Origin of the sequence: Celeribacter sp., assembly GCF_048261515.1 — a bacterium.
GTDB lineage: Bacteria > Pseudomonadota > Alphaproteobacteria > Rhodobacterales > Rhodobacteraceae > Celeribacter.
On sequence record NZ_JBLXFZ010000003.1, the window covers coordinates 206,505 to 232,335 of the forward strand.

The following is a 25,831-nucleotide window of genomic DNA, read 5'->3' on the forward strand; positions in this document are numbered from 1 at the left end:
AACTGGCCTGTGCCGTGGAAGGTTCGTCACCATGGCGAGTTGGGCGAAAACTATACAAATAATTGATATGAAATAGAAATATACATTTTCTTCCAAGTGTAGCTTTGCGTTCACGTCGAAACGCAAACCCGCTTTCCTGTCTGTGATCGGGTGTTTGAGCCCGAAACGAGGATCAGGATGGAGGAACTGCCTTGAGCAACATCGAGACATTCTATGATGTGATGCGGCGTCAGGGGATCACCCGACGCAGTTTCATGAAATACTGTTCGTTGACGGCGGCGGCTTTGGGGCTGAGCCCTGCAATGGTGCCCAAAATCGCCCACGCGATGGAGACCAAGCCGCGCACGCCAGTGATCTGGGTGCATGGGCTGGAATGCACGTGCTGTTCGGAGAGCTTTATCCGCTCGGCGCACCCGCTGGCCAAGGACGTTGTCCTGTCGATGATCTCGCTGGACTATGACGACACGCTGATGGCTGCGGCGGGTCATGCTGCCGAGGCGGCACTTCAGGACACGATCGATAAATACAAGGGCAACTACATCCTCGCCGTCGAGGGCAACCCGCCGCTCAACGAGGACGGGATGTATTGCATCGTCGGCGGCAAGCCTTTTGTCGATCAACTCAAACATGCGGCAGAACATGCCAAGGCGGTTATCAGTTGGGGAGCCTGCGCGTCCTACGGCTGTGTGCAGGCGGCCAAGCCCAATCCGACACGCGCGACGCCCGTTCACAAGGTCATCACCGACAAGCCGATCATCAAGGTGCCAGGCTGTCCGCCGATTGCGGAGGTCATGACTGGCGTTATCACCTACATGCTGACCTTTGACCGTCTGCCTGAACTTGACCGTCAGGGCCGTCCGAAAATGTTCTATTCCCAGCGGATTCACGACAAATGCTATCGCCGCCCGCATTTCGATGCTGGCCAGTTTGTCGAGGCCTGGGACGACGAGAACGCGCGCAAGGGCTACTGTCTCTACAAAATGGGCTGCAAGGGCCCGACCACCTACAACGCCTGTTCGACGGTGCGTTGGAATGAGGGCGTGAGCTTCCCGATCCAGTCGGGCCACGGCTGCATCGGCTGTTCCGAGGATGGTTTCTGGGATCAAGGCAGCTTCTATGACCGCGTGACGGACCTGACCCAGTTCGGGGTTGAGGCGAATGCGGACAAGGTCGGTCTGGCCGCGGCAGGTGTCGTTGGCGGTGCCGTAGCTGTTCACTCCGCGATCACCGCGCTGAAGGCGGCGCAGAAGAAAACCCAGTCAGCGAAAGAGGAGGCCTGATAGATGGTTTCTACCCCAAACGGTTTCGACATCGATAACTCTGGCCGCCGCATTGTTGTGGACCCTGTCACACGGATCGAAGGCCACATGCGCTGCGAGGTGAACGTCGATGATGACGGCGTCATTCGCAACGCGGTCTCCACAGGCACCATGTGGCGCGGGCTGGAAGTGATCCTCAAGGGGCGCGATCCACGCGACGCTTGGGCCTTTACGGAACGGATCTGCGGCGTCTGCACGGGCACCCACGCGCTGACGAGCGTGCGCGCGGTTGAGGATGCACTCGGGATCACTATCCCCGACAACGCCAACTCGATCCGTAACATCATGCAGCTGAACCTCGAAATCCACGACCACGTCGTGCATTTCTATCACCTGCACGCGCTGGACTGGGTGAACCCTGTCAATGCGCTGAAGGCCGATCCGAAGGCCACCAGCGAATTGCAGCAGAAGGTCTCGCCCAGCCACCCGTTGTCCTCACCTGGCTATTTCCGCGATGTGCAGAACCGCCTGAAGAAATTTGTGGAATCTGGTCAGCTTGGCCTGTTCAAGAACGGGTATTGGGATAACCCCGCTTACCTTCTGCCGCCCGAAGCCGACCTGATGGCGACCACGCACTATCTGGAGGCGCTCGATCTTCAGAAGGAGATCGTGAAGGTTCACACCATCTTCGGCGGTAAGAACCCGCACCCCAACTGGCTGGTGGGTGGCGTTCCGTGCCCGATCAACGTGCATTCCACGGGAGCCGTGGGCGCGATCAACATGGAACGGCTGAACATGGTCTCGTCGATCATCGACAAGTGCCACGAGTTCAACGTCAACGTTTATCTGCCCGACGTGAAGGCAATCGGCGGTTTCTATCGCAATTGGCTCTATGGTGGCGGCTTGTCCTCGCAGGCGTGTCTTGCCTATGGCGACATTCCCGAGAACGCCAACGACTTCAGCGCCGAGAACCTGCATCTTCCGCGCGGTGCGATCATCAACGGCGACCTGTCGCAGGTGCATGATGTTGACCAGCGCGACCCAGAGCAGGTGCAGGAGTTCGTCGATCACAGCTGGTACACCTATGGTGAGCCAGGCAAGGGGCTGCATCCGTGGGATGGCGTGACCGAGCCGAACTACGAACTCGGGCCGAATGCCAAAGGCACGCGGACCAACATCATCGAACTTGACGAGGCCGCGAAATACTCGTGGATCAAGGCACCCCGCTGGCGGGGCCACGCGATGGAGGTCGGGCCGCTGGCGCGCTACATCGTCGGCTATGCCAAGGGGCACGAGGACATCAAGGATCAGGTCGATCGCTTCCTCGGTGACATGGGGCTGCCCTTCGACGCGATCTTCTCGACCCTTGGCCGCACGGCGGCGCGCGCACTTGAATCCGAGTATTGCGGGCGCTTGCAGCGGCACTTCTTCGACAAGCTGGTGCAGAACATCAAGAACGGCGATGAAAGCACTGCAAACGTTGAGAAATGGGATCCTTCTACATGGCCGAAAGAAGCCGTCGGCGTCGGCGCAACCGAAGCGCCGCGTGGTGCGCTTGGTCACTGGATCCGCATCAAGGATGGTCGGATTGAGAACTACCAATGCGTGGTGCCGACCACATGGAACGGCAGCCCGCGCGACACCAAGGGCAACATCGGTGCGTTTGAGGCGTCCTTGATGAACACGCCGATGGAGCGACCCGATGAACCGGTCGAGATCCTGCGCACCATCCACAGCTTTGACCCCTGCCTTGCATGCTCCACGCATGTCATGTCGCCCGATGGCGATGAGTTGGCGCGGGTCAAGGTCCGTTAAGGGAGGAGACAAGACAATGAAAAAGACACTTCTTGGTTTGGCGCTTGCCACGTTCGCTGCACCTGCCATGGCTCACACGGGCCATGGCGCAGCAGAGGGCCTTGTTCACGGCCTCGGACACCCGCTTCTCGGGGCCGATCACCTGCTGGCGATGCTGGCGGTCGGGCTTTGGTCGGGGCTAGTCCTGCCTTCGCGGGTCTGGTCGGGCGCTACGGTTTTCATGGCTGCCATGGTGGTGGGCGGAGCTATCGCGCTGTCGGGAGTTGCCCTGCCAATGGTTGAGGGCATGATCCTCGCCTCCGTTCTGCTGTTCGGGGCGCTGGTGCTGGTATCCCGTCGCGGGCAATCTAAGCGGCTGACGGCGCTTTCACTGGCGGCGATTGGCTTCTTCGCGGCCAGCCATGGTTTTGCGCATGTCACTGAAATGAGCGGGATGTTCGTTGCCTATATGGCCGGCTTCCTGATTTCGACGGCGGCTCTTCATCTGGTGGGCATCGCGATTGCGCGCCTCGTGGCTGGTCGTCCCTTGGCTCAGCAGGCCCTCGGCGGGGCAATTGTCCTGTCGGGGCTGACGCTGGCCGCATCGTAGGGGCGGGCCAATGACTGACACAAGCAACCACACTGCGCCGATCGCTGCTGATGCGGATCCGACCGAGCTGGCCGATGTCAGCCGCCAGACCTCTGTCTATGTCTACGAGGTTCCGGTTCGCATCTGGCACTGGATCAATGCCGCCGCGATCATATTGCTTTGCGTGACGGGCTACTTTATCGGCTCGCCACCGCCCTCGATGCAGATCGCCGAAGCCACGCACCAGTTCGTCTTCGGCTACATCCGTTTCGCCCACTTCGCCGCGGGCATGATCCTGACGGTGGGCTTTCTGGGGCGGATGTATTGGGCGATTTTTGGAAATCACCACTCTCGGCAGCTTTTCTATATCCCCTTCTGGCGGAAGGCCTATTGGGCCGAGGTCTTGCACGAGGTGAAGTGGTATCTGTTTCTGGCGCGTGAGCCGAAGAAATACGTGGGTCACAACCCGTTGGCGCAACTGGCGATGTTCTTCTTCATCACTATCGGCGTCAGCTTCATGATCGTGACGGGGCTTGCGCTCTACTCCGAGGGGCTGGGCTATGACAGTGTGCTGAACCAGATGTTCGGCTGGGTCTTTACGTTGTTCGGGAACAACCCGCATATCGTTCACACCCTGCATCACCTTGGCATGTGGTGGATCCTGATCTTCATGATCATCCACATTTACGTGGCTATCCGTGAGGACATTATGAGCCGCCAGTCTATTGTCTCGACCATGATTTCCGGTCATCGCACCTTCAAGGATGACCGGCCGGATTGATAGGCCGAGAAACGCGGATTTGGGCGGGCGGAGCGAGAGCTTCGCCCGCTCTGTCTTTTAAGTTTCCAAAATTTCGTAAAAGTGGATTATAACTTTTCACTGGGTACTATTTGTCGCACCCCAAGGATTCAATAATATCAAGCAATGTCAATAATATGAAAGAAATTGTGCAATCCGCGCAGAATGGTTGTCGTTTTCAGTGTGCAACGGGATACCTTCCAATTGAGGAAGAGTCGGAAAGAAATAATCACTTTTCGAGCGGGAGGAAAATCATGTCTGGAAGGGTACTTGTTCTTGGCATCGGAAATGTTCTTTGGGCGGATGAGGGCTTTGGCGTGCGTTGCGTCGAGCGGTTGGCCGAGAACTGGAGTTTCACCGACGATGTCCGTCTGATGGATGGCGGCACACAGGGGCTTTATCTGCTGCCATTTCTCGAAGAGGCCGACATTCTGGTGGTGTTTGATGCCGTTGATTACGGGCTGCCACCGGGCACGATGAAAATTGTCGAGAACGACGATGTGCCCCGCTTTATGGGTGCCAAGAAGATGAGCCTGCACCAGACCGGATTTCAGGACGTGATCGCAACGGCGCAACTCATGGGCTACTGCCCTGAAACCCTGCTGCTGATCGGCTGCCAACCCGAAGAGATCGAAGACTACGGCGGAGGCCTGCGCGACATTGTGGCGGCGCAGATTGATCCCGCCATCGACTACGCAATCCAACGTCTGCGTGGCTGGGGCATCGAAGTTCGGCAAGGGCAGGGCGATGGTTCGCTGCTCGCGGATGAGGCGATCCGACGGAGTGCCTATGAACATGGCCGCCCCAGTGACGACGAGGCCTGCCGCGTCGGGGACGACCGCTTCTTTCCGGCGGCGGACTGACCATGTGCGTTGGTATCCCCATGCAAATCCTTTCCGTCGATGGCATCGCGGCGCAGGCCACTGACGGGCGCGAAGAGGCGGTCATTGACCTGTCGCTTGTCGGTCCCGTTGCGGAAGGCTCTTGGGTGTTGACCTTTCTGGGCGCAGCCCGCGAGGTGATCGACGCCGAGGAAGCCAGACAAATTTCCAAGGCACTGGAAGGGCTGCGCTCGGTCTTGGCGGGAGGTGATCTGGGCGATGCTTTCGCCGATCTCGACGCGCGTGAACCGCAACTGCCACCACACCTGCGCCAAGCCCTTGAAAACGGAGAAACGCAAGCATGACCCATCCACTGATCGATAGATTGACCACTGAAATGGGCTGGCCGCGGCTGGCCACGCGCCCCGAACTTGAGGCCTTCATTACGTCACCAGGAGCACACGCCCTGTTCGTGCCAGGCGATCCCAAGCGCAACCTCGAAACCGCCGATGTCGCTGTGATCCTGCCTGAGTTGAAACTGGCGTTTCAGGGCAAATTCGACTGTGCGGTTGTGGATGACGCCATCGAAACCGAGCTGCGCGAAGAAACCAAGGTTCTCAAGACCCCCAGCATCATCTTCTACCGTGATGGTGCGTTGATCGGTGCCTTGCCCAAAGTGCGCGACTGGGACGAATACATGACACGGATTGCACAAATCATCGCCCGGCCCGTCGCCGCGGCAGAATAAGGGAGACAGACGATATGGTCAGCAATTTCCATCTGCCGCCAATGGGTTACGGTCCCGGTTCGCAGCCGCCTGAGGAAGACGGTGCTGAACTTGAATACCTGCCGATGCCGCAGGACATGCGCGCCTATAGTCCGCATGTGCCTGACGTTGATAATCCCGACAAGTATACCCCAGCACTGACCCTTCTGGCTGAAGTCGCCGCTGCATCCGCACAGGCGGGCAAGGGCGGCGAGAATAAGGTTTTCGACCTGTCGGAGCTTGATGCCGACAACCGTGGGCTGATTGCCGAAACCATGGGCGAGGGTGAGGTCGCGGCCAAATTGCATGGCGTCCCTGCGGTGGCCGCACAGGAAAGCGTCTTTGCAGGGGTCTGGGTGATGCACGGGGCGGGGCTTGATGCGCTTGAGGTGGGGCCTGCTCCCAGCCTTGCGTTCGAGCGTGCCTTTGTCCCGCGCAAGCCCGCGCTTGGCGATGCCGCGGAAAAGGTTCCCGGCGTCGTCAATGCGCCGCCGCTTCTGGTCGAGCTGCTGGACAAATCGGAGGCCTACAAGCCCGACACCGAGGTTCACGTCATCAACCTGACGCTCTTGCCCCATACCGAACAGGATCTGGTTTGGCTTGATGCCGCTCTGGGCACTGGCTCGGTCGATGTTCTGTCGCGCGGCTATGGCAACTGCCGCATCACCGCGACCGCCACGGAGAATGTCTGGCGGGTGCAGTTCTTCAATTCGATGGACACACTTATCCTTGATACTTTCGAGGTGACGAACATGCCCGAAATCGCATTGGCCGCCCCCGAAGACTTGATCGACAGCGGTGCGCGCATTCTTGAAGTTCTGGAGGCGATCCGATGAGCGGGTTCGAGGGGTCGTTTCTGGGCGCGAATGACAAGATCAGCCCGCAGGCGATCATGGAGTGCAAGATCTGTTGGACACCCTACGATCCGAATGAAGGGGACGATACGCGACAGGTTCTCCCTGGCACGCCTTTTCTCGATCTTCCCGACGACTGGAAGTGCCCCAATTGCGACGCGCCAAAGGAACAGTTTCTGGTCGCGGAAGACCCTGGTTCGGACGCCATGCGCGACGCGGCGATGATCGGGGAAAAGACCAAGGCTCTGGTCGAAGATTTCACAGAAGTCTGGCATGCCAAAATGCGGGACGTGCCGATGGTGAACAAAGTGCTGCATGTGCAGGCCGTGGCGTTTCAACGGTATGAGGGACGGCCTCTGGGCGTGCTGATCAGCCCGTGGTTCATGAATCTGGTGATGCTGCCCGCCGATGATGAGGACTGGTCGAAGCTCGTGGCTGGCGAGAAGGAAACCATCGGCTTTCCGTCTGGCGAGTATGAATTCATCCACAACACCCGCGAGATGGTCGGCGGTTACAAGGCGTGCTCTCTGTTCTCTCCCATGGGCGAGTTCAAGACGCAGGCTCAGGCCGTAGAGGTCGCCGAGGCGGTGATGGTGGCGCTCTTTCAGGAAGAGCACCGCGAGGAAACGGATCGGCGGGAAGACATCCGCAGCAACCGTGAAGAAGAACTTGCAGCTCTGGAAGCGGCAGAGCAGGACAAGGAACATCTGGATGAAGGAGAGTTGAGCGAAGAGATAAATGACGAAGACGCGGAGGGCGGTGCGCTGGCTGGTGAACCGTCCCGCCGCACGGTGCTGACGGTCGGGCTTTCGGACGATGGCTAACGCAGCTTCAGATCGACAGGACGCGTGCTCGTGCCTTGTTGCGCAGGTGCCCGACCCATTGCCGGTCGTGGGATTTCTGCGCGGCAAGCCCGTGGAGGCCGTCCTTGATCTGGTGCCGCGTCTTTTCAACCTGTGCCGCGAGGCGCAAACGCAGGCAATGCGTCTGGCTTTCGGGCTGGACCTGCCCGACCCGGAGGCCATCTACCGCGAGATCAAACGCGAGCATGTCCTGAAATTGGCCGTGACTTTGCCCCATGCTCTCGGGATGGCACCCATAGATTTCCCTCGCGGTGACAACGCAGACCTGACTTTGGCGCTGTTCGGCGCAGCGCGGTTCCCTGAAACGGAGGCGCAATTCGAGGCTTTCTTGCAAAGCGGGCAGGGCATCGCACCAGTCCTTGCCGAAGTCAGCCGCCGCTTTGCCCCCCAAGAGGCGGTGGTGTCGCGACTGCCCGCGGCTTGGGACAGCGTGATCTTTTCCAACCAAGCACTGGAAAATTCGGTCGCGGCCCGTCACATCGATCACCCTGTCATGCGGTATGTGGAGACGCGCTACGGGCGCGGCCCGCTTTGGCGCATCGTGGCCCGTGCGCTTGATCTTGAGGCGGTGACGGATCGGCGTTTACCTGGTCCTCGCAAGATCGCCGAAGGAACGGTGGTCGTGCCTGCTGCGCGCGGGCTCTATGCGGTCAAGGTGCAGGTGGAAGACGGCAAATTGGCGGATATGGTGCGAATGACCCCGACCGATCACCTTTTGGCGCGGGGCGGCATTATGGAGCAATCTCTTGCGACATTGCCGCGAAACAAGCACGATCATTCCAAAGCGGTGCTCAGCATTCTCGATCCTTGTGTGCCTGTCCAGATCACGGAACAGAACGATGCATGAAATGTCTCTCTGCGAAGGTATCCGCGAGGTGATCGAGCAACAGGCCCGCGACCATAACGTCAAGGCCGTGAAACGTGTGCGCCTTGAGATCGGACGTTTTGCGGGGGTGGAGAAGCCGGCGCTGGAGTTTGCCTTTGAAGTCGTGATGCGTGGGAGCGTGGCCGAGAAAGCCGTGCTCGAAATGATCGACCTGCCAGGTCAGGCGATGTGCTACGACTGCATGAAAGAAGTGGAGATCGACACACGGCTTGCCCCCTGTCCAGATTGTGGCGGCGGGCGTCTGATGCCAGTGTCGGGCGATGAGATGAGAATTAGGGATATGGAGGTGGTCTGATGTGCAATGTGTGTGGATGCGGAACCGGAAGCGTGGAGGGTCACGCTCATGACCATGGTCATAGCCATGACCACGGGCACGATGACCATCATCATGGGCAGGACATGCATTTCGGTCACGGTGCGGCGGGAGTTGCCGTGCCGGGTATGACACAGGAGCGGTTGATCGAGATCGAAACCGATGTCATGGCCAAGAATGACCGTTATGCCGCGGAGAACCGCAAGCTGTTGGCAGGTCTGGGTGCCTTGGCGGTCAATCTCGTATCCTCGCCGGGTTCGGGCAAGACGACGCTGCTGTGCAAGACCATTGAGGCATTGGGTGATCATCCGCTGGCGGTGATCGAGGGTGATCAACAGACCGCCAACGATGCCGACCGCATCCGTGCGACAGGTGCGAAGGCGGTGCAGGTGAACACTGGAAAAGGTTGTCACCTTGACGGGCACATGGTCGGTCACGCCATGGAGCATCTTGAACTCCAGCCCGAAAGCTTCCTGTTCATTGAGAACGTCGGAAATCTGGTCTGTCCTGCGGGCTTCGATCTGGGTGAGGAATGCAAGGTGGCGATCCTGTCTGTGACCGAGGGTGAGGACAAGCCGCTGAAATATCCCGACATGTTCACCGCGTCGCGGCTGGCTTTGCTCAACAAGATTGACCTCGCACCTCATTGCGATGTGGATCTTGATCTTTATGAGGCCAACCTGCGTCGCGTGAACCCTGCTATCGAGGTGATACGCGTATCGGCCCGCACTGGCGAAGGCATGGAGAACTGGCTGAACTGGCTGCGCGGCGCGTTGACGCGCAAGGCTGGCAAGGCAGCGGCAGAGTAGGGCCATGGCGGATACCTTGCCCACCATCCTGCTGGTCGATGACGAAGAGCACTCTCTCAACGCCATGCGCATGGCGCTGGAGGACGATTTCGAATGCCTTATGGCGCTCAATGCCGACGAGGCTGGCGCGTTGATGGAGCAGCACGACGTTCAGGTGATCTTTTGCGATCAGCGGATGCCCGGGCGCAGTGGGGTGGAGTTTCTGGCCGAGGTGCGTGATCGGTGGCCCGAAACTGTGCGCATTATCATCACAGGCTACACGGAAACCAGCGACATGATCGCGGCGATCAATGAGGCTGGCATATACCAGTTCGTGACAAAGCCGTGGCACCCCGACCAACTGGTCATGACGGCCAAAAATGCGGCCGACCTGTTCAGGCTCAACCGCGAGCATGAGCGGATGTCGCTGGAAATGCGCTATCTGGCGCGCAGCGTGGAAAACAAGCTCGAAGAAAAGCGCCGTGCGCTTCGCGAAGGGCTGGGGTTCGAGAACGTGATGCGCGCCCCCAATTCGCCGATGAACGCGATCATCGCACAAGCGAGGCAGTTCGCCAGCTTCGACGTGCCGCTTCTGATCGTGGGGGAGGCGGGCACTGGCAAGACGGATCTCGCCCGCGCGATCCATTATTCCTCGCTGCGATCCGACAGACCCTTTTACGAGATCAACTGCACGGGCGTTGATGACGAGGTGTTGGCGGTCGAATTGTTCGGTGCCCGTCACGGCGCGGTGCCTGGTATCACGAACAACAAGGCGGGGCTGCTGCGCAAGGCTGATAGGGGAACGATCTTCATCAACGGGATCGCTGATCTATCGCCAGCCATGCAGCTTTCACTGCTGCGGGTGGCCACGGAAGGTCGCTTTCGCCCGTTGGGCAGCCATGAAGAGCAGACCACCGATGCGCGTCTGTTAACGGGGGCCTGCCGCGACCTGCGTGTCGATGTTGCGAATGATCGGTTCCGCTCGGATCTCTATTATGCGCTGGCGCGGGCGGTGGTCACGGTGCCGCCCCTGCGTGAGCGGCGCGAAGACATCGCCGTCCTTGCCCAGCATTTGCTTTTCGAGGCGGCTTCGACCCATGGCAAGATGGTCCACGGCCTGTCCGAAGACGCGCTTCAGTTTCTCGTGGACTACAGCTGGCCCGGCAACCTTCGCGAGCTGGAGAACGAGTTGGTGCGCATGTTGATCTTCTCGCAGGACGCAATCATCGGACCCGAGGTGGTCTCGCGCCATATCCTGCAATCCGCCCGTCAACCTGGAGACAGCGACCACGACGAGGGGCTGGACACGATGTTGGTCGGTTCGGGCACGTTGAAGGACAGGGTCGAACAGATCGAGATGCGCATTCTGCGCGAAACGCTAACGCGGTTGAAGTGGAACAAAAGCCGCGCCGCGGCCGAGCTAGGCCTCAGTCGGGTTGGTCTGCGCGGAAAGCTGGAACGCTACGGTATTGTCGAGAACGGCAAGGCCGCTCAGGAAACGAGGGAGGACTAGCCATGTGTCTGGGAATACCAGGTCAAATTACGCAGATCACCGATGACGCGCGGATGATGGCGATGGCCGAAGTGTCGGGTGTGCGCCGCGAGGTCAATGTGGCGCCTGTCGCCAACGGACCGCTTGAGGGGCTGGTTGGTGCTTGGGTTCTGATCCACGTTGGCTTTGCCATGAGCGTGATCGACGAGGATGAGGCGGAAAAAACACTGGCCGCGCTGCGCGATCTTGGTGAGGCGCAGGAAGCGCTGGAAGCCATGGCCGCGGGTGATGCCGCATTGGAGGGGACAGCATGAAATTTGCCGAGGAATTCCGCGACCCCGACGCAGCACGCGCCCTGTTGAACAAGATTGCCGCGCTGACGGATGAGATTGGCGCAAGTGCCGAAAAGCCGTTGCACATCATGGAGATATGCGGCGGGCACACTCATGCGATCTTCCGCTACGGGTTGGACAAGCTGACCCCTGACGGCATCGAGTTCATCCACGGGCCGGGCTGTCCCGTCTGCGTCCTGCCCATGAGCCGTGTCGATGAATGTGTTGAGTTGGCCGAGCGCGAGGAGGTGATCTTCACCACCTTTGGCGATGCGATGCGGGTGCCTGGAACCAAGAAAAGCCTGCTTCAGGCCAAGGCGGACGGAGCCGATATCCGCATGGTCTACTCGCCGCTGGACGCGCTGGAACTGGCCCGCCGCAATCCCGACCGCGAGGTGGTGTTCTTCGGCCTCGGCTTCGAAACGACCACGCCTTCGACCGCTTTCTCGATCCTTCAGGCGGCAGAGGAGGGGCTGGCCAACTTCACCGTCTTCTGCAACCACATCTTGGTGCCGCCGCCGCTTAAAGTATTGCTTGACGATCCGCATATGGTGCTCGATGGCTTTGTCGGGCCGGGTCATGTGTCGATGGTGATCGGTGTCCATCCCTATGACTTCATCGCGCAAGACTACGGCAAGCCCATTGTCGTGGCGGGCTTCGAACCGCTCGACCTGCTGCAATCGGTTCTGATGGTTTTGGAGCAAATTCGTGACGGCCGCGCCGAGGTGGAGAACCAGTATTCCCGCGTGGTGCCCGAGCACGGGAACCCCGCCTCAATGGCGGCGATGGACAAGGTCTATGAGCAGCGGCCCAGTTTCGAATGGCGCGGCTTGGGCGAGATTGACGCCAGCGGGTTGCGCATCCGCCCTGCCTATGCCGCCTTCGACGCCGAGGCGAAATTCGGAATCGGATATGGTGCGAAGCGTCGTCATGTCGAAGAGCCCGAGGGCTGCGCCTGCGGTGCTGTGATGACTGGTCGGGTCAAGCCCGTCGATTGTCCGCAATTCGGGCGTGGCTGCACGCCTGAGACCCCACTTGGTGCGTTGATGGTCAGCTCCGAAGGGGCCTGCGCCGCCTATTACCAGTATGGCGGTGCCCGAGCAGTGGAGCCTGCACAATGAACATGCAGCGAAAGTCACCCAAGGGAAACGTGACGCTGGCCCACGGGGGCGGCGGCACAGCCATGCGTCAGCTGATCGAAAGCGTTTTCACGGATGCTTTCCGCCCCGACGGAATGGAGGATCAGGCCCGCCTCATGGATGCCGCCCTTCAGGAACCCGGTGTGCGGCTGGCCTTTACCACTGACAGTTTCGTGGTCGAACCGGTGGAATTTCCAGGCGGCGACATCGGCAAGATCGCCGTCTGTGGAACGGTCAACGATCTGGCCGTGGGCGGCGCGCGTCCTCTGTGGCTCTCGGCGGCCTTTATTATCGAGGAGGGGACTGAGATCGCCCTGTTGCAACGCGTCGTGGAGTCTATGCGGATCGAGGCTGAAAGAGCAGGGGTTCGCATCGTGACTGGCGACACGAAGGTGGTCGGGCGCGGCATGGCCGACAAGCTGTTCGTCACCACCTCGGGCGTGGGAGTGATCCCGCCAGGCCGCGATCTGGCGGCCAGCCATATCCGCCCTGGTGATGTGGCCATTGTTAATGGAGTGCTTGGCGATCACGGCGCGGCCATTCTTGCAGCGCGCGGGGAAATGGCGCTTGCCGCCGAGATCCCTTCGGATTGTCAGGGGCTTGGGCACCTTATGGAAGCCGTCATCGCAGCCGCCCCCGAGACACGAGCGGCACGGGATGCAACGCGCGGTGGCGTGGCATCGGTGCTCAACGAAATGGCGGAGGCCGCAGGGATCGGGATCGAAATCGAGGAAACGGCCCTGCCGCTGCGCACCGAGGTGAAAGGCATGTGCGAAATCCTCGGCCTCGATCCGCTCTATCTCGCCAACGAAGGCACCTTGGTCGCATTCGTGCCCGAAGAACAGGCCGAGGCAGCCCTGCAAGCCATGCGCGATACTCCCGAAGGCCAGAACGCGGCTATTATCGGCCGTGCCACAGAAGGCCCCGCAGGCAGAGTCACCATGCGCACCCTCTTCGGCGGTCAACGTGTCGTGGACATGATGGTTGGCGAGCAGCTGCCTCGGATTTGCTAAGGTTCAGAAAACACGGGTGCAGTGGTGGCGCACAATCAGGGGCGTTGAGTACACCTTGAATTGCACTGGGTTTTGAGGTGGAGCCTCGCCGCATGGCCCCAGATGAAACTTGCTGCGCAGATACAGAACCTTCTCGACGATTTCAGCAGGTGTTTGATTGGCTAGGTTCTTCGGAATTGATTTGGCATTCTTCAAGCCAGCCTCACCATGCTTTTGGTAGGCATCCTGCCATCTAAAAAAAGCTGGATCTCCCAATCCCAAAATACCGGCATGCTTTGCGTACATTGCCGATCTTCTCGGCGTGTTGGAGAACTCTCAGCTTGCGTTGAGTGTCTCGGTCTTCTTTCGGCATGATTACTTCCTCCATCCCAAGTCAGGGGATTTACAGGAAGTGTCCCGAGAGTCCGTACATTTCTACTTTGGCCAAGCAGGGCATCCCCCGGACCACTTTCTATCGCTGGTACGATCGAGACTTGCAACGTGGTGAGGCTGGCTTGCAGGATCAATCCGCCAGGCCCAAACACGTCTGAAATCGCATCCTGTACGAGGCGCGCTGTATCACCCGCAGACCCAAGGCAAGACCGAGAGTTGGCATCAGACATTGAAAAATCGCGTCTTATTGGAAAACCACTTCCTGCTCGGCGATCTCAAGGCCCAGATCAAGGCCTTCGTCGATCATTACAATCATCGGCGCTACCATGAGAGCCTGAATAACGTCACGCCGTCGGATGTTTGCTTCGGACGGGACAAAGCCATTCTACAATAACGAGAAAGGATCAAACGAAAAGCACTCGAAGCATGATGCTTGCATCACAGACAGCGCGCAGCATAATCATACCAACAAGATGAGCCAAACTCTCTCTTGGATTAGGCCGCCTTTGGTGCCTACAAAACTGATGATGGGCAGTTGTTGCGGGTACTTCCAGTCTAGAGGATAGGTTTATGTCGGAGGCGTCGGGAGAACACGTTCGCCATGTCTTCGACAGCTTCACGTTTCCATGTGGTCACCTGGTTGGGGTGAAGCTGATGCGTCTATGCGAACTCTTTGATCGTCTTATCGCCCTGCAGTGTTTCCATTTCCACCTTAGCCTTAAATTGATCCGTAAAATTTCGGCGTTTCACCAGTCTCGTATCCCTTCAAGGGCTCGGGATTCACCGTAGTTCACAGTCCGATTTCAAAGATCCGATTCACCAGATCACTTTGTCTTATTACATATATTGATCAAAAATACTTGCTTTTGATCAAACATGATAACAGGATGGGGTGAAAAGGTACCTGCCATGAATCTTAAGAGCTTAGAAACATTCATATGGTGCGCACGGCTCGGTAGCTTCAGCGCAGCGGCGCTAAAGTTAAATGCGACTCAGCCAACAGTTTCGATGCGAATTAAGAACCTCGAAGCAACATTGGGCATCGACCTTTTTGATCGCACTCACAAGTCGAACAAGCTTACCCCGAAGGGGCGTGAACTTTTACAATATGGCGAAAGCATCATAAAGCTTGTAGATGAGGCAACGTCGCGCGTGGCCAATACTTCGCATGTCTCTGGTCATGTGAAGCTGGGGGTGACCGAAACTGTAGCCATGACCTGGCTGCCAGATTTGGTCAGACAACTCGATACCAATTTCCCAAGATTGAGGGTTGAGCTGGAAGTTGGCTTAACCAATGTGGTCTGGTCACAACTTCTGAGCGGAGAGATTGACTTGGCTCTACTGCCTGGCCCGGTAAGAGGAGTTGGGCTCGTGTCGCATAGTCTTGGACTTGTAGACTACAAGTGGATGGCAAGCCCGAAGCTTGAGTTGCCAGACAGAGATCTGACGCCAGCCGATCTCAAATCACAGTCTATCATAACTCTGTCTGCGCATTCCAACCTTCATAACGTCATTAGTGATTGGTTTAAACAATCGGGGGCTGATCACTGGAGGGCAACTGTTTGCAACAGCCTTTCTGCGGTTTCTAGTTTAACAATAGCAGAGTTAGGCGTTAGCTTGATGCCGCCTGAAATTTTCCAAGATCAACTATTGGCAAACAAGCTAAAAGTGGTCGAAACAAATCTGCCCCTTAACCCGATAGAATTCGTTAGCTGCTATCCGGCAACGGGACAGCCGATAGCGGCACAAATCGCCCTTGCGGCCCAAAGTTGCAGCACATTTCGTCGTTTGAATTAAACCTACCTCTGATCGATGTCCCTTTCGTTTTTTATACGCTTCATGGCGCCATTGAGGGCCTTTGGAATACAGAATTTGGGCAGAACATGAGTTTAAAAAGAATACTAGCCACAGGCAGATTTGGCTTAATCAGTGTGCCGGCAGCAAAGAAATCAATAGTCGAAGCGGGTGATGCGTGACTTTTGTAAGACGGAACAGTGTGCTTTGGGGCGCAGCGCTCTTAACCTTTGGTCTCGGATCGATACATGCATTTTCGGTTCTACTGCTAGCGATAGAGGCGGAACTATTCGTTTCGCGCAGTTCGGCAAGCATGACTTACTCTATCGCATTGGCATCGCTTGCAGCATCGGTTTTTTGGGGGCACAGGCTGTATGATCGTGTAACCCCAGCCATCTATGTTGCAATTGTTGGTACGGTTGCTGCAGTGGGATGTGCGGTGGCTGCACTCGGTTCATCAATTGTATTCGCGTGGATAGGGTTCGGTGTGGTTTTTGGCGGTGCGAACGGCATGGGCTATGGCTATGCGCTTCAATTAGCAGGGAGAGCATTCCCACAGGGCAAAGGCTTTGCGATGGGAATTGCCACCGCTTCTTACGCTTTGGGGGCTGTGGTATTCCCTCTTCCGCTTCGCATTGCGATCGACTTTGGCGGGTGGACTGCTGCGCTTCTTTTTCTGGCGGTTTGTTTGGTGGTGTTCTCCGCAGCAAGTGCTTTGGTTCTTTCGCGATCCCTATTTATGTATTTCTCTGGTGCTGACGGTAGCGTCGATATTGGTGTTGGTACTCTGTCCCGCCCCCAAACCATCTGGTTGTGGCTCAGCTATTGTGGTGCCGTAACTGCAGGCCTCATGGCTATTGGCCATGCCTCAGGCCTGACAGACTCTAGGGGAGGGGGGCGTTTTGGAGCATCGGAGCGCCCGTCGTCATCGCGTTTTCGAATATGATTGGTAGCTTGATGGCAGGCGTTTTGACAGACAAAATCGGCGGGCGGCTTGTCTTGGCTTCTCTTGCGGGACTGTCATGTGTTGCCTTGCTATTTATGGCAGCTATAGCTGAACTGAATATAACGATAGTCGGACTGGCAATTGTTGGTTTCACATATGGTGGGACCATTGCAGCGTACCCAGCCTATCTTTCTCATCGTTTTGGTGTGACTCTCGGAACGATCGTTTATTCTCGGGTTTTTACGGCATGGGCAATTGCCGGACTGTTGGGGCCTTATTCTGCAGGCATACTGTTTGACATATTTCAAAACTATCAAGCGGCATTGATGTTTGCGGCATTTGGCGCGGCGTTTTCTTTCTTATTAATCCAAACAAAGGCTAGCAAAGGATAGAAGAAGGCCAGTATCAGAATTTCTGATCTTGGGCGTTCGTGTGAACGTTTGGAGCTATTGTCAAATCTGGTTTTCAAGTTTTTTCATGCGATGGCCTGATCTCGTTGCTCTGCTGCCCAATTGCAAGCTGCCAGACCATGAGGTCCACGCCTCTACATTGTTCAAGGCCTAGGCAAGAACAATTTATGGCAACCTATAAGTTGATCGTGGAACGGAGACTTGGAGATAGTGGTCGTTTCAGATGGAGGCGGCAGAGAGGAAGAGGATACCCCGCCACCTGTAGCGGGCGTGTCATGCGCACGCGGTCATGGAGATACCTCGTATGCTGCAAAGCCGCCTTGGGCCGTGTCAGTTCCGTCTGGCGTAGTCAGATCGGCGTTGAGATCACCCACTTTCGCACCGAAGTAGCCATATTCGTAGAATTCCCCTTCGAGCATTCCGTCAATGCCGATGGTGTCGCCTGCGTCAATCAAGTCGCCGGAAGCTCTAGCTGTAAAGCCCGTGCTTGTTACGGATCTAGGCCCACCCGTGATTTCCAGATCGCGGCCTATAGAAATCTGTTCACTGCCGTTGCTGACATAGAAAGCAGAATTGTACGCATCACCATGTACGGTGCCGCCGCTGAAATCGAAAGTGAGTTCAAGGTCGTTGATCGCGACTTCGTCTTCGTTTTCGCCGACTTCGTCTACGCCAATCACACCCCTCATTAGCGTCATGGGGCGGAAGGAGTTACTGGATGCGGTGTTCAACTCGCCCGCAGCGGAGCATCCCTATATGGCGCTGCTTGAACGGCCCGATTTCACCCTGACCCCGCATGTCGGGAAGGCGGGTGCGGCGGTGGTGCAGATCGTCGCCGATAGCGTGATGGAGGGGGCGACGCCGTGGTTTTGGTGTCGGGAATGGCCCCGCCACGTCAATGGCTGGACCAGCAGAGATCAAAGAGGCGTCGCTCCTAATGCACTGACCAGCAAACAAATTGTGCGGTCGCGCCATATTTTCCCCAAAGTCATGACGAGCTGAAGCGTGATAGTCATTGAGTTAAGCTGGGGTGTCCTATCTAACAACTAAGCTGGCGATGGTGAACGGGGCGAGGAATGCTGCTAGATCGATTTAGGTCGCAACGGTTCATCTGGAAGGGCAGCAATGTCGGGCGTTGACGATCTCGAACGGGCTGCGGCCGACTCGACGCAACCTTGCTCCCAGAGAACTTTTTGTAAAACAGTACTAATCCTAGGGTCCCTCTTTGAAGGGGGGGGTAGAGCGCTCAAGTTCGGGGCGGCGGTGATACCTACGCTTCGAACACGCTTCATCCATTAGCGACTGCGAACCCGAAGTTTCAAGCGGGGGGCGCAGTCATCTATTATGGGAAATCTCTGGGAGTGCATCAGACCTGTGGCAGGCCAATCCACATAGCTCTTTGGTTGAGAAAACCAAGAGCTATGTGGTGTTTACGAAATCTATTGAAGTTCGGGCAGTTGCCCCTCGGCTTCTAAAGGAATTCGTCTGGATATCGGATCAGAACTTATAGCTAACTCCCAAACGCACAAGTGTACCGGTCCCGCCTCCTGTTGCTTCAGCAGCGGAGTATGTGCCACCAGTGTGTTCTAGGCTGTAATCAGCGCTTCCGAAATCAGCGTAATTTACTTCGGCCCGCAGCAACCAGTCATCGGTAAGGGCATATTCGACCCCAAGGCCGATGACTCCCCCAATTTGGTAATTGTCACCTTTGAAAACGGCTCCCGTAGAATGGGTTGCGTCGATGCTAATTTCAGCACCAGCAAGACCAACGGCGCCATAGAACATTGCTCGGTTCATTGTGTAGCCCAATCGGGCACGCAACTGCGCCATTTTCCCATAGGAGATGTCAACCGTTGATCTACCGTCAGTTGCCAGGTACGAACCGTCGACCGTACCAGCAAGGCTTACCTCTCCTTCAATCCCCAAAATCCAATTTTGGCGGACATTCCAGTTATACCCCGCATGGATGGTGCCTAGTGGGCCATCTAGTGAAAAATCACTATTAAAAATACTGGCCCCGGTTCCAAGATCTGCTTGAATGACATCCTTTGCAAACGCATCACCGGCGCCGTAGCCCAAACCGACGCCAACATATGCGCCGCTCCAATCAATATTAACTGGCTGAGGTGCTGCATCCACAGGAGCGGACGGAACTGGTTCAACTATTGGGTCACTCAAACTACCCGCTGTCAAAACTATCGGGAAAGTTGAGGCGGCTGTGGCGCATAGCAGTGTGAAACCACGAAGCATTTGATTACTCCTTACAATATTTAACGGTGATTCAGCCTTTGTTTGCCTAAAGGCCAAACAACATATTTAATATTCAGAATGAATTTGAGAGACAAGCCTCAAGATGTGCGCGAGATTGTCGGCAAGGTCTGGATCTGGGTGCTGGTCGGTATCGGTATCGGTGCAGCCATCCACGGCTATGTTCCCGAAGCGATGATGCTCAAGATTATGGGCGGCGAGGCATGGTGGTCGGTCCCTGCGGCGGTCGTGGTGGGCGTGCCCATGTATACCAATGCGGCGGGCGTCATTCCCATCGTTGAGGCGCTCTTGGGCAAGGGCGCGGCGCTCGGCACAACTCTGGCCTTTATGATGTCGGTGATCGCACTGTCCTTGCCCGAAATGATCATTCTCAAGCAGGTGCTGACGCTCCGCCTGATCGCGATTTTCATCGCCGTGGTCTCGGTGGGCATTCTCGCCACAGGCTTCCTGTTCAACTTTCTCCTGTAATCGTCTGACGATCTTTCCCGAAAGGATGTTTCCATGAAAACTGTCAAAATCTACGGCCCTGGCTGTAAACGCTGCGAGACAACTGAAACCATGGTCCGAGAGACCGCCGCCAAACTCGGCGTCGCCGTCGAGATCGAAAAGGTCAGCGATGCCAAGTCCATTGCTATGGCGGGTGTTATGTCCACCCCTGGCATTTCCGTCGATGGCGCGCTGGTCCATGCGGGTGGCCTGCCTGATGCGGTGAAGCTCGAAGGCTGGTTGCAGGGATGATCCGCCATCTCATCACCGCTATCGCACTCGCCGCGCCTGTTGCGGGTTTTGCCGATGGTCTCGACCTGCGCCCCGTTGCGCAGGATGTCTGGGCTATCGTCGGGCCGCTGGAACAGCGTAACCCGCAGAACCTCGCCAACAACGCCACCTTCGGACTTGTGGTCACACCCGAGGGCGCGGTGCTGATGGATGCGGGCGGGTCGTGGCAGGGGGCGGAAGAGTTGCACGCGGTGATCCGCAGTGTCACCGACCAGCCCGTGACCCATATCATCAACACGGGCGGGCAGGATCACCGCTGGCTCGGCAACAGCTATTGGCAAGGGCAGGGCGCAACCGTGATCGCCTCGCAAGCGGCACTTGCGGATCACCATGCCCGCGAACAGGAGCATATGATCGCGCTGACGCAGTTTCTGGGCGAGGGGCTGGAGGGCACCGAACCCGCCTATGCCGATGTGACCTTCGAGAGCGACTACAGGCTTGAGGTCGGAGGCTACGGTTTCGACATCATGCATCGTGGTGCAGCGCATACGGCGGGGGACAGTTTCGTCTGGCTGGAGGCGCGGGATGTGATGTTCACGGGCGATATCGTCTATGTCGACCGCTTGCTGGGCAATGGTCCCGCGCGCGACACCGACAGTTGGATCGCGGTCTTCGATGAAATGGCGGCGTTCAATCCCGCACATATCGTGCCTGGGCATGGTGGCCCGACCGATCTGCCGACCGCCACGCGCGACACCCGCGACTACCTCGTGAACCTGCGTGCGCAAATCGGGGCGTTGATCGAGGCGGGGGGTGATATCATGCAAGTGCCGTCCATCGATCAGACGCCGTGGCAAGACCTTGCGCAATTCGACGCGCTTGCGGGCCGCAATGCGCAGGCGACCTATGAGGAAATGGAGTGGGAATAATGCTCGACTATACCGTCACAGCTCGTCGTATCGACAGCCACGGCTCCGAAGCCACGACCGAAGAGGCCCGCATCGTTCTGGACACTGATATGGCGGGGCGTGCGGATGCCTTCAACCCCGCCGAGTTGCTGCTGGCCAGTCTCGCCGCCTGTATGCTCAAGGGTGCCGAGCGGGTGGCTCCGATGCTTGACTTCGATCTGGGTGGCATGGAAATCCGCCTGCACGGAGTGCGTCAGGACAGCCCGCCGAAGATGCAGCGGATCGATTACGAAATCGTGGTGGAGACCGACGAGAACGACAATCGGCTGGATCTCCTGCACCGCAACCTGCGCAAATACGGCACCATCTCCAACACTTTGGCGGAGGCCTGCGAGTTGGTCGGAACAATCCGCCGCAAAGGGTGAGGCGCGAGCAATCCCGCTTTGCTGACAAGATCAGGCGCGTCCCCGCATTCGGGGGCGCGTTTTTGTGGGGAAAGGGGGCGGCCCGTCTAAACCGCCTCTTCCCAATTCATCCCGTCAAATTCCTCGCGGAACGCGAATTTTTGCAGATGCACGTCGATCACATCGCGGGCTTTGTCGAGTTGCTCGGGCGCCTGCGCGTCCAGCGTGACGGTCAGCAATTCGTCGGTGGCGTCGAAGGTCGCCGTACCAAAGGGCATCTTGGCCTCGCCGTGCGTGGGATCGTAGTTCACTTCCACCTTATGCGCGAAATGCTTGCACATCTGTTGCAGGTATTTGGAGGCATGTGCGGTGTGAAAGGTTCCAGTTTGTCGGGGCATTTCCATATCCTATTGTTTTCATCGGAAATAGGGGTTGCACCTCTTGAATGCAATACCTTATCCAAACAGTCAGAAATGAATCGCTGACAGGACATCTCATGCTTCGCACTCTTACAGCCGCGGCTACGGCCGTCTTCTGCGCCACGGCCGCTTTTGCAGATGACATCACCATCGAAACGGCCACGGGGCCTGCCACCGTGCCCGCGCAACCCGCTTCCGTTGCCGTCTACGATCTGGCGGCACTCGATATGCTTGATGCGTTGGAAGTTGACGGGCTGACTTCGGTGAACAAAACCTATCTGCCCTACCTCGAATCCTACGAAGGCAATCTCGGCACGCTGTTCGAGCCCGACTTCGAGGCGCTCAATGCAGCCGCGCCCGATTTGATTGTGGCGGGAGGGCGGTCCTCGTCTCAGGTGGAGGCGCTGTCGAAAATCGCACCAACCGTCGACATGACCATGTATGGAGACGACCTTCTGGCGCAGGCGCGCGCGCGGCTTGAGGCCTATGGTGAGCTGTTCGGAAAAGAGGACGAGGCTGCGGCGCTGGTGGCGGAACTCGATGCCGAGATCGTAGCCACGAAAGCGGCGGTCGCTGACAAGGGCACGGCCCTGATCCTTCTGACCAACGGTGGCAAAATCTCCGCCTATGGTGCGGGCGGGCGTTTCGGTTGGCTGCATAAGGCACTGGACCTGCCCGAAGTGATTGAGGGGCTGGAAGACAGCACGCACGGGGAATCCATCTCCTTTGAATTCGTGCGTGAGGCCAATCCCGACTGGATTCTCGTCCTTGATCGTGCTGCCGCCATCGGTGCGGAAGGTGAGAGCGCACAGGAGATGCTCGACAATGCGATCATCGCGGATACGACGGCTGCGCAGAAGGGCCAGATCGTCTACCTCAACGCAAGCGGCTTCTACCTTGCCGCTGGTGGCATCCAGTCGACGATGGAAACCCTGTCGATCCTGAAATCGGCATTCGGCGGCTAAGTGCGCGCCAAGGCGATCATCGTTGCGACCCTTGCGGTCCTGGCCCTCGTGAGTTGTCTCACGGGGGTCTCGTCGCTGTCAGGGGATGGCATCTGGCTGCTGTTCTACAGTCGCCTGCCGCGCACGGCTGCGGCCCTTCTTGCAGGGGCGGGACTGGCCGTTGCGGGGGTGATCATGCAGATGCTCTCGCGCAACAAATTCGTTGAACCCTCTACCGCAGGAACCTCGCAGGCCGCAGCACTGGGTCTGGTCGTGGTCACGCTTCTGGCACCAGGTGCCGCGCTATGGGCGAAGATGGGCGCGGCGACGGTCACGGCGCTGATCGGGACGGCTGGTTTTTTGTCACTGGTGCGCCGCCTCCCGCCGCACGATCCCATGCTCGTGCCGCTCACTGGGCTGGTCTATGGCGGGATCATCGGCGCGGCGACGACCTTTCTGGCCTATGAGCGCGACCTGCTGCAATACCTCGATATCTGGGTGAACGGCGAGTTTTCGGGCGTTATGCTGGGGCGTTACGAATACCTGTGGCTCGCGGGCGCGCTGACCGTGATTGCCTATGTCTACGCGGATCGTTTCACTCTGGCGGGGTTGGGCGAGGATGCGGCACTTTCGCTCGGCCTTAACCACGGGCAGGTGTTGATGCTCGGGCTGGCCATTGTGGCCGTTATCTCGGCGGTCACGACGGTGACTGTGGGTATGGTGCCCTTCGTCGGCCTCGTCGTCCCCAATCTCGTCGCCCGCATCTACGGCGAGAACCTGCGCCATACCTTGCCGATCGTGGCGGCAAGCGGGGCAGGGCTGGTGCTGGCCTGTGACATCCTCGGGCGCGTGATCCGCTACCCCTTCGAGATCCCTGTTGGCACCATCCTCGGCGTGATCGGCGCGGCGCTGTTCCTTTGGATTTTGCACGGGAGGGCGCGCCATGGCTAGATCGCGACTCCTCGCGCTTGGTGCACTCCTCACCCTTGCGATGCTTGCCTTTATGACCACGGGTGCGCGGGGGAATTGGGACTTCATCATCCCGTTTCGCGGCATCAAGCTGGTGGCGCTGATCACCTTCGCGGTTTCTGTCTCGGCCTCGACGGTCGTGTTCCAGACGCTCACCGCCAACCGCATTCTGACCCCGTCGATCATGGGGTTCGACGCGCTCTACCTGATGATCCAGACCGCGCTCGTTTTCTTCATCGGGGGCGTGGGGTATGCGGGGATCGCGGCGATCCCGAAGTTCTTTGCGGAAACGGCGGTGATGACCTTTGCGGCGCTGGCGCTCTTTGGGCTAGTGCTGCGCGGGGCGCAGGATCTGGGGCGGATGGTGCTGACGGGGCTGATCCTCGGTGTCTTCTTCCGCTCGATCACGTCGCTCATAAACCGGATCATAGACCCCTCCGAATTTTCCGTGGTCCAACAGGCCAGCTTCGCGCGTTTCAATGCGGTGCACACGGAGCTGACATGGATATGTTTCGCGATTACCGCGCTTTGCTTTGCCTATTTCATGGCGATCCACCGCCGCCTTGATGTCATGGCTTTGGGGCGCGATACCGCGCTTGGGCTGGGCGTGGATTACGCGGCACACACCCGCAGGCTACTCGCCGTGATCGCCATTCTGGTCTCCACCTCCACCGCGCTGATCGGGCCCGTGAGTTTCTTCGGACTGCTCGTGGCGGCTTTGACGCATCGCGTGATTGGCTCGTGGCGCCATCTCCACCTGCTGCCCGCCGCCGCGATGCTCGGTGCCGCGCTTCTGGTTGCGGGGCAGACCCTTTTCGAGCGGGTGCTGTCGTTGCAAACCTCGGTCTCCGTGGTGATCGAAGCCCTCGGCGGCCTTGTCTTTCTCATCCTCCTGTTCTCGCGGAAATCCCGATGATCGAAACCCGAAATCTCACAGTTGCCATCGACGGTGCAAAGATCCTGCACGACATCACCCTCGCGCTTCCCAAGGGCAAGCTCACCGCCATCGTTGGGCCGAACGGAGCGGGCAAGTCGACTCTTTTGACCACGATGGGGCGGCTCACGCCGATCCGCGGTGGCGAGGTGCTCTTCGACGGTTTTCCCATCGGTGACATTGCCACCGCCGCGCTGGCCAAGCGCCTGTCGATCTTTCGCCAGAGCACGCCCGTCACCCCGCGCCTGAGCGTGCGCGACCTGATCTCGTTTGGGCGGTATCCACATTCGCGCGGCACGATGAGCGGTGCGGACAAGGTGATCGTGGAGCAGGCGATTGCGCGGCTCGACCTGTGGGAGTTCGCGGATCGCTACCTTGACGCGCTCTCGGGCGGGCAGAGGCAAAGGGCGCTTCTGGCGATGGTGCTGGCACAGACGGGGGACGTGATGCTGCTCGACGAGCCGCTCAACAACCTCGATATCTCCCACGCCCGCACGGTGATGCGGGTGGCGCGCGAGGAGGTCAATATGGGACGCACCGTCGCCGTGGTGATCCACGACCTGACGGTTGCGGGCGCCCATTGCGACCATGTGATTGCGCTCAAGAACGGGCGGTTGCACAGTGCAGGGACGCCCGAAGAGGTCCTGAACGAAGAGGGGCTGTCCGACCTCTACGACACGCGGGTGGATGTGGTGGAGATCGACGGGCGGCGCATCGTCATGACGGTGTGACTTACCCCGCCACGGGTGTGACGCCCTTCGCCCAAGTCGAAAAAGTCGATGTGGAAATCCATGCGATCCCTGCGACGCAAGGCAAGATCCGCCTCACACGCACGGTGAATGTCTCCGAAGGGCGCGGCTCGCACATTTCCCGCTCCGCGGCCTCACCTGCGCAGCAGGTTGCGGGCGCAGGCACGGAAATGGCCAGCGCCCACTGACAGGCGGGTTGAAACGAGAAAGACATTCCTTTTCGGCCCTCTCACCAACCTCCCGACTCATCCCATTTGAGGGCGGTGGCGGTTCGCAAAGATTTTCTTGT

At 58.3% G+C, this 25,831-nt stretch carries 32 protein-coding genes and 3 pseudogenes; 31 read left to right on the top strand and 4 right to left on the bottom strand.

Annotated features, from left to right (window positions below; genetic code table 11):
• Positions 1-191 precede the first annotated feature (191 nt).
• From ACN0SC_RS07980 to hypE, 16 genes are all read left to right on the top strand, one after another.
• Positions 192-1,280 (top strand): hydrogenase small subunit, encoded by a 1,089-nt coding sequence (locus ACN0SC_RS07980; protein ID WP_417249135.1) that lies wholly within the window; start codon positions 192-194, stop codon positions 1,278-1,280.
• A gap of 3 nt (positions 1,281-1,283) precedes the next feature.
• Positions 1,284-3,074 (top strand): nickel-dependent hydrogenase large subunit, encoded by a 1,791-nt coding sequence (locus tag ACN0SC_RS07985; protein ID WP_417249136.1) that lies wholly within the window; start codon positions 1,284-1,286, stop codon positions 3,072-3,074.
• Between the two features lie 16 nt (positions 3,075-3,090).
• A complete protein-coding gene (locus tag ACN0SC_RS07990; RefSeq protein ID WP_417249137.1) occupies positions 3,091-3,663 on the top strand; it encodes a HupE/UreJ family protein in 573 nt (190 codons plus the stop codon).
• Between the two features lie 10 nt (positions 3,664-3,673).
• Positions 3,674-4,423, top strand: coding sequence for a Ni/Fe-hydrogenase, b-type cytochrome subunit (cybH, locus tag ACN0SC_RS07995; protein WP_417249138.1), 750 nt, complete (start codon positions 3,674-3,676; stop codon positions 4,421-4,423).
• A gap of 272 nt (positions 4,424-4,695) precedes the next feature.
• Positions 4,696-5,304, top strand: a complete 609-nt coding sequence (locus ACN0SC_RS08000) for a HyaD/HybD family hydrogenase maturation endopeptidase (RefSeq protein ID WP_417249139.1) — start codon at positions 4,696-4,698, stop codon at positions 5,302-5,304.
• Positions 5,305-5,306: 2 nt separating this feature from the next.
• Positions 5,307-5,627: a HypC/HybG/HupF family hydrogenase formation chaperone gene (gene hypC, locus ACN0SC_RS08005; protein ID WP_417249140.1), complete on the top strand. Its 321-nt coding sequence runs from the start codon at positions 5,307-5,309 to the stop codon at positions 5,625-5,627.
• Positions 5,624-6,010: a hydrogenase accessory protein gene (locus ACN0SC_RS08010; RefSeq protein ID WP_417249141.1), complete on the top strand. Its 387-nt coding sequence runs from the start codon at positions 5,624-5,626 to the stop codon at positions 6,008-6,010. The genes hypC (ACN0SC_RS08005) and ACN0SC_RS08010 overlap by 4 nt, the downstream gene beginning before the upstream one ends.
• Before the next feature lie 14 nt (positions 6,011-6,024).
• Complete coding sequence (locus tag ACN0SC_RS08015; protein ID WP_417249142.1) at positions 6,025-6,864, top strand: hydrogenase expression/formation protein; 840 nt, start codon at positions 6,025-6,027, stop codon at positions 6,862-6,864.
• Positions 6,861-7,706 (top strand): [NiFe]-hydrogenase assembly chaperone HybE, encoded by an 846-nt coding sequence (gene hybE, locus ACN0SC_RS08020; RefSeq protein WP_417249143.1) that lies wholly within the window; start codon positions 6,861-6,863, stop codon positions 7,704-7,706. The genes ACN0SC_RS08015 and hybE overlap by 4 nt, the downstream gene beginning before the upstream one ends.
• Positions 7,699-8,592 carry a hydrogenase expression/formation protein HupK gene (locus tag ACN0SC_RS08025; protein ID WP_417249144.1) on the top strand — a complete coding sequence of 298 codons (894 nt, stop codon included), beginning with the start codon at positions 7,699-7,701 and terminating at the stop codon, positions 8,590-8,592. Before hybE ends, ACN0SC_RS08025 begins: the two co-directional genes overlap by 8 nt.
• Complete coding sequence (gene hypA / locus ACN0SC_RS08030) at positions 8,585-8,926, top strand: hydrogenase maturation nickel metallochaperone HypA (protein WP_417249145.1); 342 nt, start codon at positions 8,585-8,587, stop codon at positions 8,924-8,926. Before ACN0SC_RS08025 ends, hypA begins: the two co-directional genes overlap by 8 nt.
• Entirely contained in the window at positions 8,926-9,753 is an 828-nt protein-coding gene (gene hypB / locus ACN0SC_RS08035) for a hydrogenase nickel incorporation protein HypB (RefSeq protein WP_417249146.1), read from the top strand. The genes hypA and hypB overlap by 1 nt, the downstream gene beginning before the upstream one ends.
• Positions 9,754-9,757: 4 nt before the next feature.
• Positions 9,758-11,245 carry a sigma-54-dependent transcriptional regulator gene (locus ACN0SC_RS08040; RefSeq protein ID WP_417249147.1) on the top strand — a complete coding sequence of 496 codons (1,488 nt, stop codon included), beginning with the start codon at positions 9,758-9,760 and terminating at the stop codon, positions 11,243-11,245.
• Positions 11,246-11,247: 2 nt separating this feature from the next.
• Positions 11,248-11,538, top strand: a complete 291-nt coding sequence (gene hypC / locus ACN0SC_RS08045; protein ID WP_417249148.1) for a HypC/HybG/HupF family hydrogenase formation chaperone — start codon at positions 11,248-11,250, stop codon at positions 11,536-11,538.
• Positions 11,535-12,677, top strand: coding sequence for a hydrogenase formation protein HypD (hypD, locus tag ACN0SC_RS08050; RefSeq protein ID WP_417249149.1), 1,143 nt, complete (start codon positions 11,535-11,537; stop codon positions 12,675-12,677). The genes hypC (ACN0SC_RS08045) and hypD overlap by 4 nt, the downstream gene beginning before the upstream one ends.
• Entirely contained in the window at positions 12,674-13,708 is a 1,035-nt protein-coding gene (gene hypE, locus ACN0SC_RS08055) for a hydrogenase expression/formation protein HypE (RefSeq protein ID WP_417249150.1), read from the top strand. Before hypD ends, hypE begins: the two co-directional genes overlap by 4 nt.
• Before the next feature lie 93 nt (positions 13,709-13,801).
• Here hypE and ACN0SC_RS08060 read toward each other — a convergent pair.
• A pseudogene (locus tag ACN0SC_RS08060) lies at positions 13,802-14,060 on the bottom strand (helix-turn-helix domain-containing protein); the annotation flags it as partial.
• On the opposite strand from ACN0SC_RS08060, the gene ACN0SC_RS08065 reads away from it, so the two are divergent.
• The 5 genes and pseudogenes from ACN0SC_RS08065 (at position 14,059) to ACN0SC_RS08085 (ending at position 17,212) form a co-directional block, all read left to right on the top strand.
• Positions 14,059-14,238: a helix-turn-helix domain-containing protein gene (locus ACN0SC_RS08065; protein ID WP_417249151.1), complete on the top strand. Its 180-nt coding sequence runs from the start codon at positions 14,059-14,061 to the stop codon at positions 14,236-14,238. The pseudogene ACN0SC_RS08060 and the gene ACN0SC_RS08065 overlap by 2 nt on opposite strands.
• An 11-nt stretch (positions 14,239-14,249) precedes the next feature.
• Positions 14,250-14,510: pseudogene (locus tag ACN0SC_RS08070) on the top strand (integrase core domain-containing protein); the annotation flags it as partial.
• Between the two features lie 479 nt (positions 14,511-14,989).
• A complete protein-coding gene (locus ACN0SC_RS08075; protein ID WP_417249152.1) occupies positions 14,990-15,877 on the top strand; it encodes a LysR family transcriptional regulator in 888 nt (295 codons plus the stop codon).
• A 310-nt stretch (positions 15,878-16,187) separates the two neighbouring features.
• A complete protein-coding gene (locus tag ACN0SC_RS08080; RefSeq protein ID WP_417249153.1) occupies positions 16,188-16,820 on the top strand; it encodes a hypothetical protein in 633 nt (210 codons plus the stop codon).
• Positions 16,817-17,212, top strand: a complete 396-nt coding sequence (locus ACN0SC_RS08085; RefSeq protein ID WP_417249154.1) for an MFS transporter — start codon at positions 16,817-16,819, stop codon at positions 17,210-17,212. Before ACN0SC_RS08080 ends, ACN0SC_RS08085 begins: the two co-directional genes overlap by 4 nt.
• A 305-nt stretch (positions 17,213-17,517) precedes the next feature.
• Here the strand turns inward: ACN0SC_RS08085 and ACN0SC_RS08090 are convergent, their stop codons facing one another.
• Positions 17,518-17,910, bottom strand: a complete 393-nt coding sequence (locus tag ACN0SC_RS08090; RefSeq protein ID WP_417249155.1) for a hypothetical protein — start codon at positions 17,908-17,910, stop codon at positions 17,518-17,520.
• 76 nt (positions 17,911-17,986) lie between these two features.
• Between ACN0SC_RS08090 and ACN0SC_RS08095 the strand changes: the two genes are divergently transcribed.
• Positions 17,987-18,232, top strand: coding sequence for a hypothetical protein (locus ACN0SC_RS08095; RefSeq protein ID WP_417249156.1), 246 nt, complete (start codon positions 17,987-17,989; stop codon positions 18,230-18,232).
• A 495-nt stretch (positions 18,233-18,727) separates the two neighbouring features.
• Here ACN0SC_RS08095 and ACN0SC_RS08100 read toward each other — a convergent pair whose 3' ends face one another.
• Positions 18,728-19,480, bottom strand: a complete 753-nt coding sequence (locus tag ACN0SC_RS08100) for an outer membrane protein (RefSeq protein WP_417249157.1) — start codon at positions 19,478-19,480, stop codon at positions 18,728-18,730.
• 105 nt (positions 19,481-19,585) lie between these two features.
• Between ACN0SC_RS08100 and ACN0SC_RS08105 the strand changes: the two are divergent.
• The 4 genes and pseudogenes from ACN0SC_RS08105 to ACN0SC_RS08120 form a co-directional block, all read left to right on the top strand.
• Positions 19,586-19,966: pseudogene (locus ACN0SC_RS08105) on the top strand (permease); the annotation flags it as partial.
• Positions 19,967-19,999: 33 nt separating this feature from the next.
• On the top strand, positions 20,000-20,236 hold the full coding sequence (locus ACN0SC_RS08110) for a thioredoxin family protein (RefSeq protein ID WP_417249158.1): 237 nt from the start codon (positions 20,000-20,002) through the stop codon (positions 20,234-20,236).
• Positions 20,233-21,144 carry an MBL fold metallo-hydrolase gene (locus ACN0SC_RS08115; RefSeq protein ID WP_417249159.1) on the top strand — a complete coding sequence of 304 codons (912 nt, stop codon included), beginning with the start codon at positions 20,233-20,235 and terminating at the stop codon, positions 21,142-21,144. Before ACN0SC_RS08110 ends, ACN0SC_RS08115 begins: the two co-directional genes overlap by 4 nt.
• Entirely contained in the window at positions 21,144-21,548 is a 405-nt protein-coding gene (locus tag ACN0SC_RS08120; RefSeq protein ID WP_417249160.1) for an OsmC family protein, read from the top strand. Before ACN0SC_RS08115 ends, ACN0SC_RS08120 begins: the two co-directional genes overlap by 1 nt.
• A gap of 86 nt (positions 21,549-21,634) precedes the next feature.
• On the opposite strand, the gene ACN0SC_RS08125 is transcribed toward ACN0SC_RS08120, so the two are convergent.
• Complete coding sequence (locus tag ACN0SC_RS08125; protein WP_417249161.1) at positions 21,635-21,925, bottom strand: DUF2218 domain-containing protein; 291 nt, start codon at positions 21,923-21,925, stop codon at positions 21,635-21,637.
• Between the two features lie 98 nt (positions 21,926-22,023).
• Here ACN0SC_RS08125 and ACN0SC_RS08130 point away from each other — a divergent pair, with 98 nt between their 5' ends.
• The 5 genes from ACN0SC_RS08130 to ACN0SC_RS08150 are packed head-to-tail and all read left to right on the top strand — an operon-like array spanning position 22,024 to position 25,730.
• Positions 22,024-22,911, top strand: coding sequence for a siderophore ABC transporter substrate-binding protein (locus ACN0SC_RS08130; RefSeq protein ID WP_417249162.1), 888 nt, complete (start codon positions 22,024-22,026; stop codon positions 22,909-22,911).
• A complete protein-coding gene (locus ACN0SC_RS08135) occupies positions 22,912-23,841 on the top strand; it encodes an ABC transporter permease (protein WP_417249163.1) in 930 nt (309 codons plus the stop codon). It begins immediately after the preceding gene.
• Entirely contained in the window at positions 23,834-24,775 is a 942-nt protein-coding gene (locus tag ACN0SC_RS08140; protein WP_417249164.1) for an iron chelate uptake ABC transporter family permease subunit, read from the top strand. The genes ACN0SC_RS08135 and ACN0SC_RS08140 overlap by 8 nt, the downstream gene beginning before the upstream one ends.
• A complete protein-coding gene (locus ACN0SC_RS08145) occupies positions 24,772-25,524 on the top strand; it encodes an ABC transporter ATP-binding protein (RefSeq protein WP_417249165.1) in 753 nt (250 codons plus the stop codon). The genes ACN0SC_RS08140 and ACN0SC_RS08145 overlap by 4 nt, the downstream gene beginning before the upstream one ends.
• Positions 25,521-25,730, top strand: coding sequence for a hypothetical protein (locus tag ACN0SC_RS08150; RefSeq protein WP_417249166.1), 210 nt, complete (start codon positions 25,521-25,523; stop codon positions 25,728-25,730). Before ACN0SC_RS08145 ends, ACN0SC_RS08150 begins: the two co-directional genes overlap by 4 nt.
• The last annotated feature ends 101 nt before the right edge of the window (positions 25,731-25,831 follow it).